Source organism: Desulfatiferula olefinivorans (genome assembly GCF_054657895.1).
In genome coordinates, this window is the sequence record NZ_BAAHXV010000025.1 from 11,638 (window position 1) to 26,547 (window position 14,910).

The window sequence follows — 14,910 nt, forward strand, 5'->3', positions numbered from 1 at the left end:
TCACACGGTTCCCCGGGCGAAGCACCCGGCGTGACGCTGCCGATATACAATGTCATTGACAGGATGTCAGTCCTGTATCACTCCTTGATAAACCGCCTCATACTGACGCTCATCAGCAGCCCGATGCCGATCAGGGTGGTCACCACCGACGATCCGCCGTAACTGATCAGGGGCAGGGGTACCCCCACCACCGGCATCAGCCCCATCACCATCCCGATATTGATGAACGCTTCCCAAAAAAGCATGGCCGTGATCCCCACCGACAAAATCGTCCCGAACGTATCCCGCGATTTGTGGGCGATGTTAAGAGCCCAGACCAGCAGAAACATATACAGGATCAAAAGCAGGCTCGATCCAAGAAATCCCCATTCCTCGGCAAGGACGGACAAAATGAAATCCGTGTGCTGTTCGGGCAGGAACGACAGGGTGTTCTGGGTTCCTTTCAGATAGCCTTTGCCCGCCAGCATGCCCGATCCGATGGCGATTTTTGATTGAATGATGTGATAGCCCGCCCCCAGCGGATCTCGATCGGGGTTGAGAAAGGTCAGAATACGCTGCTTCTGGTAACCTTTCAAAAAAAACCAGCCCACCAGGCCGGTGCCCAGGCCGGCGATCATCAGATAGATCAGGGACCGGCGTTCGATCCCCACAAACAGCGTCATCGAGCCGGCGATCAGGACGATCAAAAGGGCGGTGCCCAGATCCGGCTGCTGGACGATCAGGGCAAAGGGCATCCCGATCAGCAGGGCGGGCCGGATCAGTTCACGCAGCGTGAACCCCTGGCGACGGGCATGCCGTGAATAAAAACGGGCCATCATGATGATGGTTCCGATTTTAACCAGTTCCGACGGCTGGATGGTCAGGGGCCCCAAAACCAGCCAGCGCCGTGAACCGCCCATCACCTTGCCGAAAAACAAAACCCCGACCAGAAGGAGGATACAGAGCAAAAAAATTCCCGGCGCCCATCGTTCGAGGTCTTTGTAATTGATCATGAAGGTCGGGATCATCAGGACGCCGCCCGCCCCGAACCAGACCATCTGTTTATAATAAAGCGGCTGCTGGGAACTGACTTCCCCGGCCGTGACGGCGCTGTACAGAACCGTCAGGCCGATGCCGCCGAGCAGCACGGTGATGCCCAGAAGCCCCCAGTCGAAATTCTCCGCCAGTCTGCGATCGAACATCAGTCCGGATTCCTTTCAAGATAGTGTTTGATCATGTCCCGGGCAATGGGCGCCGCCGCACTTGAGCCGTGTTCGCCATGCTCAACGATCACGCTGACGGCAATGCGGGGGGCTTCCGACGGTGCATAGGCCACAAACCAGGCATGGGGACGATGATGGTCAGGCCCCTCGGTTTCGTCCTGCTCATCACGACGGCGGCTGATCACCTGGGCGGTACCGGTTTTACCGGATATCGCGACGCTGTTCAGCATGATGCCCCGGGCCGTGCCCTGGGGTTCCTGCACGGTGCCCCATAAGCCCTTGCGGACCTGTTCGAGGCCTTTGTCGCTGACGGGCAAGCGGCCTAAGATTTCAGGATGATTGCGGGTGACGACCTGGCCGTCCACGGATTCAATCCGTTGCAGAAGCTGGGGTTTGAACCGCGTGCCCCCGTTTCCCACCGCAGCGGTAAGCATGGCCATCTGAAGAGGCGTGACGAGGTTGTAGCCCTGGCCGATGGCCACGCTGAGGGTTTCGCCGCCGTGCCAGACATCGTTCATTTTGCGCTTTTTCCAGGCGGCCGTCGGGATCAGGCCCGTCGCTTCGTGGTCCAGGCAGACGCCGGTTTTGCTGCCCAGGCCGCAGCCCGTGGCGTAAAAAGCCAGTTTATCGACCCCGAGCTTTTGGCCGATCTGATAAAAATACACATCACAGGATTCGGCCAGGGCCTTGTACAGATCCACCGTTCCGTGCCCGCCCCGTTTCCAGCAGTGAAATATCCGGTTTCCGTAGCGATGGAACCCGGTGCAGGAATAGGTGAGGGTCTCGTCGATCACGCCCTCCCCGATACCCGCGATGGCCGTGACGATTTTATACGTCGACGCCGGGGGGTAAACGGCCTGGACGGCTTTGTTTTCCATGGGACGATCGGGGTTGGTGATCAAGTCGTTCCACTGTTTGTGCGACAACCCCGTGACAAAATCATTCTGGTCGAAGGTCGGGTGGCTGACCATGGCCAAAATATTGCCGTTTGCTGGATCCACGGCCACAGCGGCTCCGACGTTGCCGGCAAGGCGTTGTTCAGCCAGCTTCTGAAGCTCCTGGTCCAGGGTCAGATAAATGTTGTTTCCGGGTTTGACGTCCACGGTTTTCAGCACACGGATAACCCTGCCGGTGGCGTCGACCTCGACCTGGCGTCCCCCGCGTGCGCCGCGAAGATAATCCTCAAACTCCCGTTCGATCCCGTATTTTCCTATAAAATCGCCGCCTTCTGTTCCGGGATACTGACCGCTCTTCAATTCGTCCAGACTGATTTCACCCAGATAACCGAGCACATGGGCCGCACTGCCGTTGTTGATGTAATGGCGAAGGGGCTTGACGTTGATCGTCACGCCGGGCAGATCGAATTTATGCACCTCGATGGCGGCCAGAACATTTCGTCCCACATCCTGTTTGAGCAGCACCGGTTTGTAGGACAACGAACGTTTCTGCCGGTCCAGCCGTTCAAAAAGCTCCGCCTCGTTCACACCCATGTAGCCCGAAAGACGGCTGATGGTTTCCTGCACGGGTTTGGCGTCCCGAGGGATGACGCTCACATCGAACGACGGCCGATTGTCGACGATCAACTCCCCCCGGCTGTCGTAAATCAGCCCCCGGGGAGGATCGAGACTCTGGATTCGGATGCAGTTGCTTTCGGAAAGGCGCCGATACTCCTCCCCTTCGAGAATCTGGAGATAAAAGAGCCGGATCAGCAGAAGGAAAAACACGGCAATGACCACAAACACCGCACCGGCCAGACGTTCCTTGTACCAGTCGCTGTCGGGGGCGTTCAGATAGGTGGTCATCTCCGGGTTTTCCTTTCATCGAAACGTTCGGACGCCCGCGCCCGTCAGGACGGGAAATCACTCCGGGCCCTGTCGCGTCCGAAATGGGCCGTCATCCATTGTTCCACCGCCCTGTGCAGGGTTTTGACGATCACAAACACCACAGGGCCCGTGATAAAGACCCAGATCAACTGAACCGAAAGGACGGTAAGGGCATGCCATGTCAGCGGCACCTGAGGATCGCCCAGAAACACCGTGACCCCCACGATCAGGTTTTCCAGAAGCACACCGGCCAGAAAAGCCAGGGGCAGAACAATCAGGCTGTTCACGTGCAGGTACTGGGTCACCGCCCGCAAAGCGGCATACAGCCAGAAATAGGTGGTCAGGTAGATCCCGAAGGGTCCTCCGGACAGACAGTCGATCACGCTCCCCAGCAGCAGAAGGGTCGGCAGCGCCTGGAGGGGGGATCGGTGAAAACCCAGATACACCACGAGAATCAGCGTCAGATCGTAGCCGTGGACCACGTGAAAAAAAAAGGGGAAAATAACGGTCTGGATAACCATCAGGACAAGGCCCGTGAGGATGGACGTTGCGATCATCATCGGTCAGGGCTCGCGTTCGTGGGGGGTCAGCACCACCAGCACTTCTTCGAGTTTCTCGAAATCGACAAAGGGATTGATCCGGACTTCCTGAAAAATCCCCGCGTTTCTCCGGACCACGCCGGACACTTCACCCAGAAGAAGGCCCTTGGGATAAACGCCGTCAAGTCCGGAGGAAACAATGATGTCCCGGGCCTTCACGTCTTCTTTTCGCAGGGCGTACTGAAACAGACAGGTATCGTCAGACTCGCCCTTGACAATCCCCCGGGCCCGGGTCCGCTGGACAAGTCCGTCGACCGCGCTGTTCCGGTCAATGATCAGAAGCACCTTGGCGTAACGGTCGGCCACGTCGATCACCTGCCCTGCAATCCCCTGGGGCACCACCACGGGCAGACCTTTCTCCACCCCGTCCAGGCTGCCCTTGTCGATCATGATGGTCTTGAACCAGGCCGATGAATCCTTGCTGATCACCTCGGCGGCCAGCACTTCACGCTTGGTCTGATTTTTGAATTTCAAAAATTCGCGGAGCCTGGAGTTGAACAGCTCCATTTCCATGTAATGATTTCGTTTCTCGTTCAACTCATTCAGGGCGTGTCTGAGTTCACGGTTCTCCTTGGAAACGGTAACCAGGTGGAAGTAATCTTCCCAGACACCTTTAATCGCCCGAATGCTTCGGGCGCCGGCTTTCTGGAAGGGGGCGACCATGGGGACAAGAATCCGGCCCACCCCCGAAGGGGCGGTGAGGCTCCGTTTGCTGGTTACGCTGAGCATGGTCATGTTGAAGAATACCAGCAGTATCCCCACGACGATGATCACCATTTTTTTTGAAAACATGTATTATCTGATCATCACCTGTCTAAGAATTTCAATGCTGTCCAAAGATTTTCCCGCGCCCAGCGCCACCGTGGACAAGGGGTCTTCCGCCACGGTGATGGGCAGGCCGGTGGTTTCCTTGAGCAGCCTGTCCAGATTTTTCAGAAGGGCGCCGCCCCCGGTGAGAACGATGCCCCGGTCCACGATGTCGGCCGCCAGTTCGGGCGGAGTCTGTTCGAGAGCGATCTTGACGCATTCGATGATGGCGTCGATCTGCTCGGAAATGGCCACGCGGATTTCCTCGGAGTCAATGGCCAGAATCTTGGGAATGCCGGATACGAGGTCCCGCCCTTTGACCTCGATGGTCTCGATATGGGTGGGATCGGGATAGGCGGTGCCGATGGTCGTTTTGATGATCTCCGCGGTCCGCTCACCGATCAGCAGATTGTACTTGCGCTTGATGTACTGCATGATGGCTTCGTCGATCTTGTCGCCCGCCACCCGAAGCGACCGGCTGTAGACGATGCCCGCCAGGGAAATAACCGCCACTTCGGTGGTTCCGCCGCCGATATCCACCACCATGTTACAGGTGGGATCGGTGATGGGAAGACCGGCCCCGATGGCCGCCGCCATGGGCTCTTCAAGCATAAACACCTCCCGGGCGCCGGCGGATTCGGCCGATTCCTTGACCGCCCGCTTTTCGACCTGGGTGATACCCGATGGTACCGCGATGATGATTCTGGGCCGGACGAATTTCTGGCGGTTGTTGTGAACCTTGGTGATGAAATGCTTGAGCATGGCCTCGGTCACCTCGAAGTCGGCGATGACGCCGTCCCGCAGGGGACGGATGGCCACAATGTTACCCGGTGTTCGACCGAGCATGTTCTTCGCTTCGAGACCCACGGCCAGAATCCTGTTTTTCCGGCCGCCGTCCATTTTCACCGCCACCACCGAGGGTTCGCTCAGAACGATACCCTTGCCCTTCACATACACCAGCGTATTGGCGGTCCCAAGGTCAATGGCCAGATCACTTGAAAAAAGTCCCAGAATTGAATCCAAAAGATTCATAATACCTCATTTCCTCACCCCGATCTCTCGCGGGTCACGTGTTCACGTTATATTCAAGCCGAGGGCCGTTGATGCCCTGCCCCCCCATTCGGTTGCATATCCTTGGTTGATACGGATCATTCCAGCGGTTCGATGACGGTTTCACCTGTCCGGAAGAACAAGCCGTCCGGCGGTTGATCGAAAATCAGCCGGCGGCGGCGTGCCGTTAAATGCGCTTTCCGTCCGAGTTTAAACTGTATTTCGATCACACACCGCTATCAAAAATACCCGGCGCTGACAAGAACAAAATTCGCCGCCGCCGAACATCCCGGCCCCGTCCCGTCCGCCCTTCGGTCCCGTCATGTCAGACACGTCATCACGGCATCATGAATAAGGGGACGATAGCGTTTGATCGCCGGATTGTCGCGCACGGGGTGAACCCGGTTGGTCAGAAGAATCACCGCAAGGCCCCGGTCGGGATCCATCCAGAACGAGGTGCCCGTAAAACCCAGATGCCCCACACCGGTTTTCGGAAAATACCGGCCGCTGCTCGAGCCTTCCGCCGACGGCATGTCAAACCCCAGCGCCCGGCCGCAGTGTTCCCACTCGCAAAGAAAGCGTTTGACCAGCGCCGGGTCAAACACCGCCGATGATCCGACGTCGGGCCGTATGAATGACGTCAGCAGACGATCGACACCCGAGACGGTACCGAACAGCCCGGCATGGCCGCCCTCCCCGCCCATGACCCAGGCGTTGTCGTCGTGAACCTCTCCCCGGAGGAGCCGGTTCCGCCAGGGGCATCGCTCGGTGGGGGCGCAGCGCATTGTCCGGCCCATCGTGTCGGGCATCATTATATAATAGAGCTCATCGATACAAAGGGGCTGATAAACCTCCTGGTCCACCCACTGATGAAGAGGTCGGCCGGTCACCGCTTCGATCACCCAGGCAAGGATCATGAAGCCGATGTCGCTGTAGCACACGGCCCGGCCCGGAGAACCCTCCAGGGCCTCGTCGACCAGAAAACGATGAAGCGCAGGTCGCCGCACCTCCGGGGGCATGTCCCTCAGAACCTGATAATACGGCCGATAAGCCGGAAGCCCCGACGTGTGACTGAGCAGTTGGGCCACGGTCACCCTGTCTTTCTCACCCCAGTCGTATCCGTCGATCAGCTCGCCCAGGGCAGAGGTCAGAGAAAGGCGTCCTGCCTGGATGAGCCGCATGAGGGCGGGGACCGTGGCCAGGGGTTTGGTCAGGGAGGCCAGATCGTAGACCGTCGACGTCGTTGCCGGCTGGTCATGCTCGTAATCCAGTGTGCCGAAGGCCCGTTCGTAGATGACCCGGCCCCGTTCGGACACCCGGAGCACCGCTCCGGGGAAAGCCCGCTCCGCCCTGGCCTCGTCGATGATCCGTTCCAGAGAAGCGTCCATCACAGCACCAGCGAGCCGCTGTCGGTATCCAGGCGGGCCGTCGCTCCAATGGGAAAAATCCGGTTCGTGCGTCCGTGACCGAAAGCGGTCCCCATGGCAAGGGGAATGCCCAGGGGCGCCAGAATCTCCTGAAAAAAAACGGCCTGCTCCCTGACGTCTCCGCAATCGACAAACTCGCCGAGTACCATGCCCTGCACATCGTCAAGCACACCGGCTTGAATCATCTGGGTGAGCATGCGATCCAGTTTGTAAAGGGGCTCGTTCACATCCTCGAGCATCAGGATGGCCCCTCTGAAATCCGGCTGAAAGGGGGTTCCGATCAGATGGCAAATCGTGGTCAGATTCCCGCCCATCAGGGGGCCCTCGGCCCGTCCGGGCACCAGGATACCCGCAGCCGGAAGGTCGAAGCCGCCGGCGTTACCGTCGATGAGCAGGGCTTCCAGGGCGTCGATGCTGTCCTGATCCGACCGGTCCAGCGAGCAGACCACCGGACCGTGAAAGGCGACAACGCCCCAGGCCTGATACATATGATTGAGCAGGGCGGTAACGTCACTGAACCCCACAAAGAGTTTGGGATGCGTGCGGATCAGCCGGCCGTCGATCCGGTCCAGGATCCGCATGGCCCCATATCCGCCCCGGGCGCAGATCACGGCTCCGATTGACGGATCGGCGTACAGCTCATGCAGCATCCGGACCCGGTGATCATCGCTGCCGGCCAGATATCCGGTCCGCTGCCGGATGGCGTCGGGCACCACGGGGACCAGATCCATGGCCCTCAGGCGGGCCAGCCCCCCCTCGAACGCCTCGTCGTCAAAGGGGCTGGACAGCGCCACAATACCCACCCGATCCCCCTTGTTAATTTTTGACGGATAAATTGGATTCATACCTTGACATGAGGATTTTGAAATGTTAATTACCCCTTGTTTTATTCTCGTCGGGGCGTAGCGCAGCCTGGTAGCGCACTTGAATGGGGTTCAAGGAGTCGGAAGTTCAAATCTTCTCGCCCCGACCAGAATTAACCCCTTGTTGATTTTCCAAAGATCCGGATCATATCCGGATCTTTTTTTTTGCCCGAACGCCCGCCCCTGCCAAACCCCGTTATTCACCATGGACCATCCGATCATACGGTCAATCGATCCGGAAAGCCGCCCCGGTCCGAAGGGAACAAGACGAAACGATTCGATCAAAAAATTAGGGCACTATATCATGCGGCTCGAGGCCCTGTCCACGGTCTTTTCCACGTGACGAAGAAAGACCGTGGACAGAGCCCGCAAAAGAGGGGGACGCGGGGTGTCGCGGGGCTGAGGGACGGAGGGAAAAACGCCGGATCGGGGAAAAACCATGGATAGCGATGTCTCCATGCCCATTCACAGAGAGCCCTCCCCCCGATCCGGCGCAAATGATGCCCGCCCGGGTTCAGGAGGCGGGCCGGCCTTTGAGAATATCCCTCGGAGACTGAAGGGATCTCTCAAGCATGGCCATGGTGATTTTTTCCTGGTGGGCCTTGTACTTCATGTATGCCTCTTCGGCTTTTTCAATGAGGGCGTCCGCATCGGCCGGTTTCATCAGGTAGTCGAAGGCCCCCGCCTTCAACCCTTCAATGGCCGACTCCACGGTGGCATGACCGGTCAGCATGATCACCTCGACCAGCGGATAATGCTTCTTGATTTCCCGGAACGTCTCATGGCCGTCCATCTGAGGCATCTTTACATCGAGGATCACGACGTGAACCGGATTTTCCGCCATCTTTTTCAAGGCATCCCGACCGCTGGATGCCGTTTCGACCTGGTACCCCTTCTTTTCGAGAAGTTTTTGAGTGGTTGCCAGGTACCGCACTTCGTCATCCACCAGCATAAGTTTCATTTCTTGGGTCATCTGATCTTTCCTCCATGGAAAACCGTCAAGGTTGAGCCGTTGTTAACGACGCTTTTTAGCGTGTCAGATCGCAAACAGCATGCCAGGAAGAAAAAACACGGTGTGCCTGAGCTATCTAAACGAAATCATTTCGTTTTTTCATAGCATAACCCTTTAGGCCTTCACCGTGGGGCGCCGGGTCGGTTTGTCGGCGCCCTTTACATCGTGTAAAAAAGATTGAACGCGGCACAGCGGAGAGGAAATCAGGAGGACGTGACTGCGGGTTCGTCCGCACTGAGCGGAAAAAGGTAGCCCGCATCCCTGTATATGGCCTGTATCCGACGAAGATCTTCCATCATGTCCGGACCGGGAATGACCTCGCCCAGCCAGCGGGTGACGCAGTGGTCGTTGTCCAGATACCAGCAGACAATGGATACATCGGCGGCTTTGGCGATGTGCCAAAACCCGGTTTTGATGGTTCGAACGCCCTTGCGCGTCCCTTCCGGAACGATGGCCAGAAGAAATTCGTCACGTTCCCTGAACTGACGGGCCATCTGCTCCACCACACCCTGGGCCGCGCTCCGATCCACGGGGATGCCCCCCATCAGCTTCAGGAACGAGGCCATGGGCCCGCGGAACCATTCCTTTTTGATCATGATGTGTCCGGTTCGCTTGACGATGCGAAAACCGGTAAAGGCCCGGACCGTGTCCATGTTGCTGGTATGGGGAAACCCGATGATCACGTGTTTGGTCCCGAAATAAGGCGGGAGAGGTTCGAACCGCCATCCCATAAGAAAAAACAAGCCTCGTCCAATCAGACTCAAAACGGTTTTCATCGTCGACCCCCTCACCCCGATATCGTTTTATTAAGATGGCCTGTGCTGACCCTTGCCTTTCAGGGGCGCGCCATAAGTCCTCGATCTATATCCCCGATGCAAAAAAAATACAACGATAGATAAAAAATCGTCGGCCCTTGCACGTTAACCAAATTATAGCCGAATTGTCATCGAATCCTAACACGGCCGATCCATAGTGTGTCGCATCCTGAAACCTGAGGACGGCAACACACACAACCCGGGCAGACAAGAACGACTTAGTCTGTCACCAATGAATCGGAACGACGACACACCACGATTGAAAGGAGAAACCCCATCATGATCAGACGCAATCTTAAACTCGCCCTTGCGACGGCCCTGCTGCTCGGGCTGTCCACCGGTTCGGCCATGGCCGGCATGCCGAAATACGTCTTCTTTTTTCTGGGAGACGGCATGTCCAGTTCCCAGATCCAGGCCGCCGAAGCCTACCTGACAACGGAAAACGGCGGTTCGGCCACCCTTGCAACCGATCTGCTCAATCCCGAAAACCGGCTGAACATCTCCAAAATGCCGGTTCTGGGTATGCAGACCACCTACGACGCCCACGCCCTGATGACCGATTCGGCCTCGTCGGCCACGGCTTTCGCCTGCGGCATCAAAACCATGAGCGGCGTTGTGGGCATGGATGAAACCCGCAGCATCAGCTACAAGAGCATCGCCGAACTGGCCCACGAACAGGGTAAAAAAGTGGGTGTGATCTCAAGCGTGTCTCTGGATCATGCCACCCCGGCCGCCTATTACGCCGGCGTGCCCAACCGGGGTTACATGAACAACATCGCCACCCAGCTGGCTGAGTCCGGTTATGAATTTTTCGGCGGCGGCGGCCTGGTGGCTCCGACCGGACCGGCTCGAAACGGCGATACGGCCAACCCCGTCTGGGATCTTCTGACGGAAAACGGATACGATGTGCTCAACGACCGTGATGCCATCATGAATCTTAAACATCAGCCCAAAGACCGTGTCGTGTGCATCAACCCCTGGCTTCAGGACAGCCAGGCCATGCCTTACGCCATCGATCGTCCGGCCTCCAACCTGTCCCTGCGGGAGATGACCGAAGTGGCCATTGCCTGCCTGTCCAGAAAAGACCGGGGCCGTCACTGGTTCAACGACAACCGGGGCTTCTTCCTGATGGTTGAAGGCGGCAAGATCGACTGGGCCTGCCATGCCAATGACGCCCGGGCCACCATCGGTGACATGCTGGCCTTTGACGACGCCGTCGGCGCCGCCCTTGATTTTTATAAAAAACACCCCTTTGAAACCCTGATCGTGGTCACCGGCGACCATGAAACCGGCGGTATGACCATCGGCCACGCCACCACCGGCTACGGCGCCAACTACGAAGCGCTGCTCGGCCAGACCAACAGTTTCACCTATGTGGCACAGAATCAGTGGGCCGCCCACAAGGCCGCCTTCCAAGCCGGTTACAACTGGGAGCTGGACGACAACCTGTCCGGCAACGCCGAGATGATCAGTCTGATGGAAACCGCCTTCGGCCTTTCCTATGACTCCCTCAACGCCTACCAGAAGGAAAAGCTCGAAGACGCCTACGATAAATCCATGGTCGGCACAAACGACAACAGCAACGATGAAAACAAACTGCTCTATGGCGGATACGAACCGATCATCGTGACCATCACCCATATTCTCAACGAAAAGGCCAGCGTCGGCTGGACCTCTTATTCCCACACCGGTGTTCCGGTACCCGTCTTCGCCCAGGGATTCCAGGCCAAACGGTTCGAAGGATTCTACGACAACACCGACATTGCCAAAAAACTGGCGAAAATCATGCGCATCCGTCAGGATCTGCCGGTCGAAAAATAATGCTGCCGCATGCGTGATCATCACGGCGCCTCGATCATCGAGGCGCCGTTTGTTGTCTATTAAACCCGAGGAAAACCATGTCACCGTTTCGCCAGGAACTGCTTTTTTCATTCATCATCGCCTTGATCTGTCTTGTTCTTTTTTTCATCGACATCGCCCGGATTCCCGCGGCCCCCAAAGGCCACCACGACCGGGCGCGGATCACCGCCGTGGACAACAGCCGCGTGAAAGTGAACCTCATCGTCAAAACCAATGCCCAATACCTGACGGCACGATTTTTAAGCGGTCCGTGTGAAGGAACGGACATCGAGGTGACGAACATGCTCACCGGCAAAATGGAACTCGATGAATTCTACGAGGAGGGCAAGGTCATTCTGGTGGAATATCAGATCAAGGACGGCCAGGCCGTCAACGGAGTGGCCCGGGGGTATTACCGGCTTCACCTCGAACTTCTGCTCATCGGACTGTTTACCCTTCTTCTGGTTTCCATCGCCGGGGTGACCGGCATCAAAGCCGCCCTCTCGTTCATCTTTGCGGCCCTGGTGCTTTGGAAACTCTTTTTCCCCTTGATTCTGATGGGCTATCCGCCCCTCCTGACCGGTCTTGCCATCGTGGCCATCCTGACCGCCGTCATCTGTTTTTCCGTGGGAGGCCTGACGCTCAGGGGAGTGACCGCCTTTACCGGCTCCATGGCCGGCCTTTTGGTCACCTGCGGCCTTGCGGTCTGGTTCGGCGGACTGTTTCACCTGCACGGCGCGGTGAGGCCCTTTGCCGAGATGCTTCTTTATTCGGGCTATTACGATCTGAACCTCAAAGACATTTTCATCGCCAGCGTTTTTCTGGCCTGTTCGGGCGCCGTGATGGACCTGGCCATGGACATCGCCGCCACCATGGATGAAATCAAACGCAGACAGCCGGACATCGGCCGGTTCGAACACCTCCGCTCCGGGCTCCGGGTCGGACGGGCCGTCACCGGCACCATGACCACCACCCTGCTTCTGGCCTACTCGGGAAGTCACATCACCATGTTCATGGTCTTTCTGGCCAAGGGCCTTCCCCTGGAAAACCTGCTCAACGCCCCCTTTGTCGCCGCTGAAATCCTCAATATCCTGGTGGGCAGTTTCGGCGTGGTGACCGTGGCGCCCCTGACGGCCGTCGCGGCGGCCTTCATCTACCGTGTCCGGCAGCCCGGCATGACACCCCGGAAAAAAGGTCAACCGGCCTTAGCCTGGGTTGGCGCGCTGTTTCACAAAGTGTAGGAGGCAATCGGACTCAGGGCGTTGCCCCGGCCCAAAGGATGGCCAAGGTGTCGCGGAGTTCCGATTGAAAATCGATGCGCAGGAGGCGAAGTTCCTCTTTCTCGAGCACCTGCCGGAGAATGGGGGCCGGTTCGGCGATCTGCCAGAGGCCGATGCACAGGGCGAAGCTCCGCATGATCAGCCGGGCCGCCTGATCGAAGGACAGGGCCGGAAAAAGATCGGACAGGATCCCGGCGGCCGAGAAGACGCGTTCACGGAGGCTTATCTTGCAGGCGTAAGCCGTTTCGAAATCGATGTTCTTTTCGAGGATTCCATTGAAAATACTGGCCAGTTTCATGAACACCGGCGCCTCGTCGATGTACCCGCAGACCAGATCGATCAAGGCCTCAACCCTGGGCTCGGCCAGGGTTTCCAGCCGGGTGATCCAGCCGTTGATGAACACTTCAAGCAACGCCATATAGATTTCTTCACGGGTCCTGAAGTACAGGTAGATGGTCCCCTTGGCCATGTTGGCCCGTTTGGCGATGGATTCCACCGTGGCCGGTTTTCCGTCGTTTTCATCGAACAGGGCCAGGGCCGAATCGAGAATGATCCGACGCTTGATCTCTTTCTGTTCATGGTCAATGGCGCGTCTGATCATCATCCGTCCGGTCTCTTCGGGTGTCTTTTTCACGAAAGGTGGCCCGTCCACAGCGTGAAAGGTTCTTTATCTCAATATTTTTTACCCCTGTAAACCCTTTTGTGTTTGACAAAATGACTATTGGTCATTAAGCTGAGATCCAAACTGACCATCAGTCATTTAACCTCGCCCCAGAGCGCCGGTTTCATTTATTATCAAACACAGGAGGCCCCCATGCACGGTACCATCCCCCAGACCATCGACCGCCTGCGCCGCTGTTTCGACGAAGGCCGGACCCAGTCCCTGGATCAGCGGACGAGACGCCTGACCACACTGAAAAATGCCATTGTCCGCCATGAACCCGATATCATGGCCGCGCTCAAAGCCGACCTCAACAAATCAGGTCCGGAAGCCTTCATGACCGAAATCAACGTGGTCATCCATGAGATCGAGCACACCCTCAAACATCTGAAACGCTGGATGCGTCCCCGCAGGGTGCGGACCCCCCTCAGCCTTCAGCCGGCAAGGAGTTACATCCATCACGACCCTCTGGGCGTCGCACTGATCATCGGTCCCTGGAACTACCCGTTCAACCTGACCTTCTGCCCGCTGGTGGGCGCCCTTGCCGCCGGGAACACGGCCCTTGTGAAACCGTCGGAACTGGCGCCCCGCACCTCGGCGCTCACCCGGGAACTGATCGAAAGATATTTCTCGGACGGCAGTGTGGCGGTCATCGAAGGCGGCGCCGATGCAACCACCGAGATCCTGACCCACAGGTTCGATACCATTTTCTTCACCGGCGGCGAGGCGGTGGGACGAATCGTCATGACGGCCGCAGCCCGGCACCTGACACCGGTCACGCTGGAGTTGGGAGGCAAAACCCCCTGTGTGGTCGACAGCACCGTGGACCTTCCTCTGGCCGCCCGGCGCATTGCCTGGGGGAAATTCATGAACGCAGGCCAGACCTGCGTGGCGCCCGACTATCTGCTGGTCCAGCGGGCCGTCAAGGACGGGCTCGTCAAGGAACTCCAGTCCGCCGTCCGGCGTTTTTTCGGCGATGATCCCCGTCAAAGCCCGTTTTACGGACGCATCGTTCATGAAAAACACCTCAACCGGCTCAAGGGCCTGAGAGCCTCCGGCACCATCATCAGCGGAGGCGATTGCGACGAAGCCGTGAAATACTTGGCGCCGACCCTGATGGACGGCGTTTTGCCGGACGCACCCATCATGCAGGAGGAAATCTTCGGACCCATCCTGCCGATCATCCCTTACGAGGCCCTGGACGAGGCCATCGCCTGCATCCGGGAACGACCCAAACCCCTTGCGCTTTATGTTTTTTCAAAGGACAGCCGCGTCATCGAGCGTGTGATCGCCGAAACCTCCTCCGGCGGGGTCTGCGTCAACGACACCCTGATGCAGATCTCCTCCACCGAACTGCCCTTCGGCGGCGTAGGGCCGAGCGGCATGGGCAGTTATCACGGCAAGGCGAGTTTCGACACCTTCACCCACCGTAAAAGCGTACTCAAACGGGCCACCTTCGTGGACCCGTGGTTCCGGTACGCACCGTTCAAGCCCTACCTCAGGGCCATTCTCCGGGCCGTGTCGTAAACCGC

Annotated in this window: 13 protein-coding genes and 1 tRNA gene; 4 read left to right on the forward strand and 10 right to left on the reverse strand. The window is 58.0% G+C overall.

What is annotated here, in order from left to right:
* Positions 1-77 precede the first annotated feature (77 nt).
* The 7 genes from rodA to ACYQ11_RS15835 all read right to left on the reverse strand — a co-directional run bounded on the left by rodA (position 78) and on the right by ACYQ11_RS15835 (position 7,711).
* Entirely contained in the window at positions 78-1,181 is a 1,104-nt protein-coding gene (gene rodA, locus ACYQ11_RS15805) for a rod shape-determining protein RodA (protein WP_459924776.1), read from the reverse strand.
* A complete protein-coding gene (mrdA, locus tag ACYQ11_RS15810) occupies positions 1,181-3,004 on the reverse strand; it encodes a penicillin-binding protein 2 (RefSeq protein WP_459924777.1) in 1,824 nt (607 codons plus the stop codon). Before mrdA ends, rodA begins: the two co-directional genes overlap by 1 nt.
* A 44-nt stretch (positions 3,005-3,048) precedes the next feature.
* Positions 3,049-3,585: a hypothetical protein gene (locus tag ACYQ11_RS15815; protein ID WP_459924778.1), complete on the reverse strand. Its 537-nt coding sequence runs from the start codon at positions 3,583-3,585 to the stop codon at positions 3,049-3,051.
* 3 nt (positions 3,586-3,588) lie between these two features.
* Positions 3,589-4,416, reverse strand: a complete 828-nt coding sequence (mreC, locus tag ACYQ11_RS15820; RefSeq protein ID WP_459924779.1) for a rod shape-determining protein MreC — start codon at positions 4,414-4,416, stop codon at positions 3,589-3,591.
* A gap of 3 nt (positions 4,417-4,419) precedes the next feature.
* Positions 4,420-5,463: a rod shape-determining protein gene (locus tag ACYQ11_RS15825; RefSeq protein ID WP_459924780.1), complete on the reverse strand. Its 1,044-nt coding sequence runs from the start codon at positions 5,461-5,463 to the stop codon at positions 4,420-4,422.
* A gap of 338 nt (positions 5,464-5,801) precedes the next feature.
* Positions 5,802-6,869 (reverse strand): serine hydrolase domain-containing protein, encoded by a 1,068-nt coding sequence (locus tag ACYQ11_RS15830; RefSeq protein WP_459924781.1) that lies wholly within the window; start codon positions 6,867-6,869, stop codon positions 5,802-5,804.
* Positions 6,869-7,711 (reverse strand): S66 peptidase family protein, encoded by an 843-nt coding sequence (locus ACYQ11_RS15835; RefSeq protein ID WP_459924782.1) that lies wholly within the window; start codon positions 7,709-7,711, stop codon positions 6,869-6,871. Before ACYQ11_RS15835 ends, ACYQ11_RS15830 begins: the two co-directional genes overlap by 1 nt.
* Positions 7,712-7,804: 93 nt before the next feature.
* Here ACYQ11_RS15835 and ACYQ11_RS15840 point away from each other — a divergent pair.
* A tRNA-Pro gene (locus ACYQ11_RS15840) sits at positions 7,805-7,881 on the forward strand.
* Positions 7,882-8,285: 404 nt separating this feature from the next.
* Here ACYQ11_RS15840 and ACYQ11_RS15845 read toward each other — a convergent pair.
* Positions 8,286-8,744, reverse strand: a complete 459-nt coding sequence (locus ACYQ11_RS15845) for a response regulator (RefSeq protein WP_459924783.1) — start codon at positions 8,742-8,744, stop codon at positions 8,286-8,288.
* 242 nt (positions 8,745-8,986) lie between these two features.
* Entirely contained in the window at positions 8,987-9,559 is a 573-nt protein-coding gene (locus tag ACYQ11_RS15850) for a 1-acyl-sn-glycerol-3-phosphate acyltransferase (RefSeq protein WP_459924784.1), read from the reverse strand.
* Positions 9,560-9,877: 318 nt separating this feature from the next.
* Here ACYQ11_RS15850 and ACYQ11_RS15855 point away from each other — a divergent pair, with 318 nt between their 5' ends.
* Positions 9,878-11,419, forward strand: a complete 1,542-nt coding sequence (locus ACYQ11_RS15855; RefSeq protein WP_459924785.1) for an alkaline phosphatase — start codon at positions 9,878-9,880, stop codon at positions 11,417-11,419.
* 77 nt (positions 11,420-11,496) lie between these two features.
* A complete protein-coding gene (locus tag ACYQ11_RS15860) occupies positions 11,497-12,678 on the forward strand; it encodes a YibE/F family protein (RefSeq protein ID WP_459924786.1) in 1,182 nt (393 codons plus the stop codon).
* A 13-nt stretch (positions 12,679-12,691) separates the two neighbouring features.
* Here ACYQ11_RS15860 and ACYQ11_RS15865 read toward each other — a convergent pair whose 3' ends face one another.
* Complete coding sequence (locus tag ACYQ11_RS15865) at positions 12,692-13,321, reverse strand: TetR/AcrR family transcriptional regulator (protein ID WP_459924787.1); 630 nt, start codon at positions 13,319-13,321, stop codon at positions 12,692-12,694.
* Positions 13,322-13,531: 210 nt separating this feature from the next.
* Here ACYQ11_RS15865 and ACYQ11_RS15870 point away from each other — a divergent pair, with 210 nt between their 5' ends.
* A complete protein-coding gene (locus ACYQ11_RS15870) occupies positions 13,532-14,905 on the forward strand; it encodes an aldehyde dehydrogenase family protein (RefSeq protein WP_459924788.1) in 1,374 nt (457 codons plus the stop codon).
* The last annotated feature ends 5 nt before the right edge of the window (positions 14,906-14,910 follow it).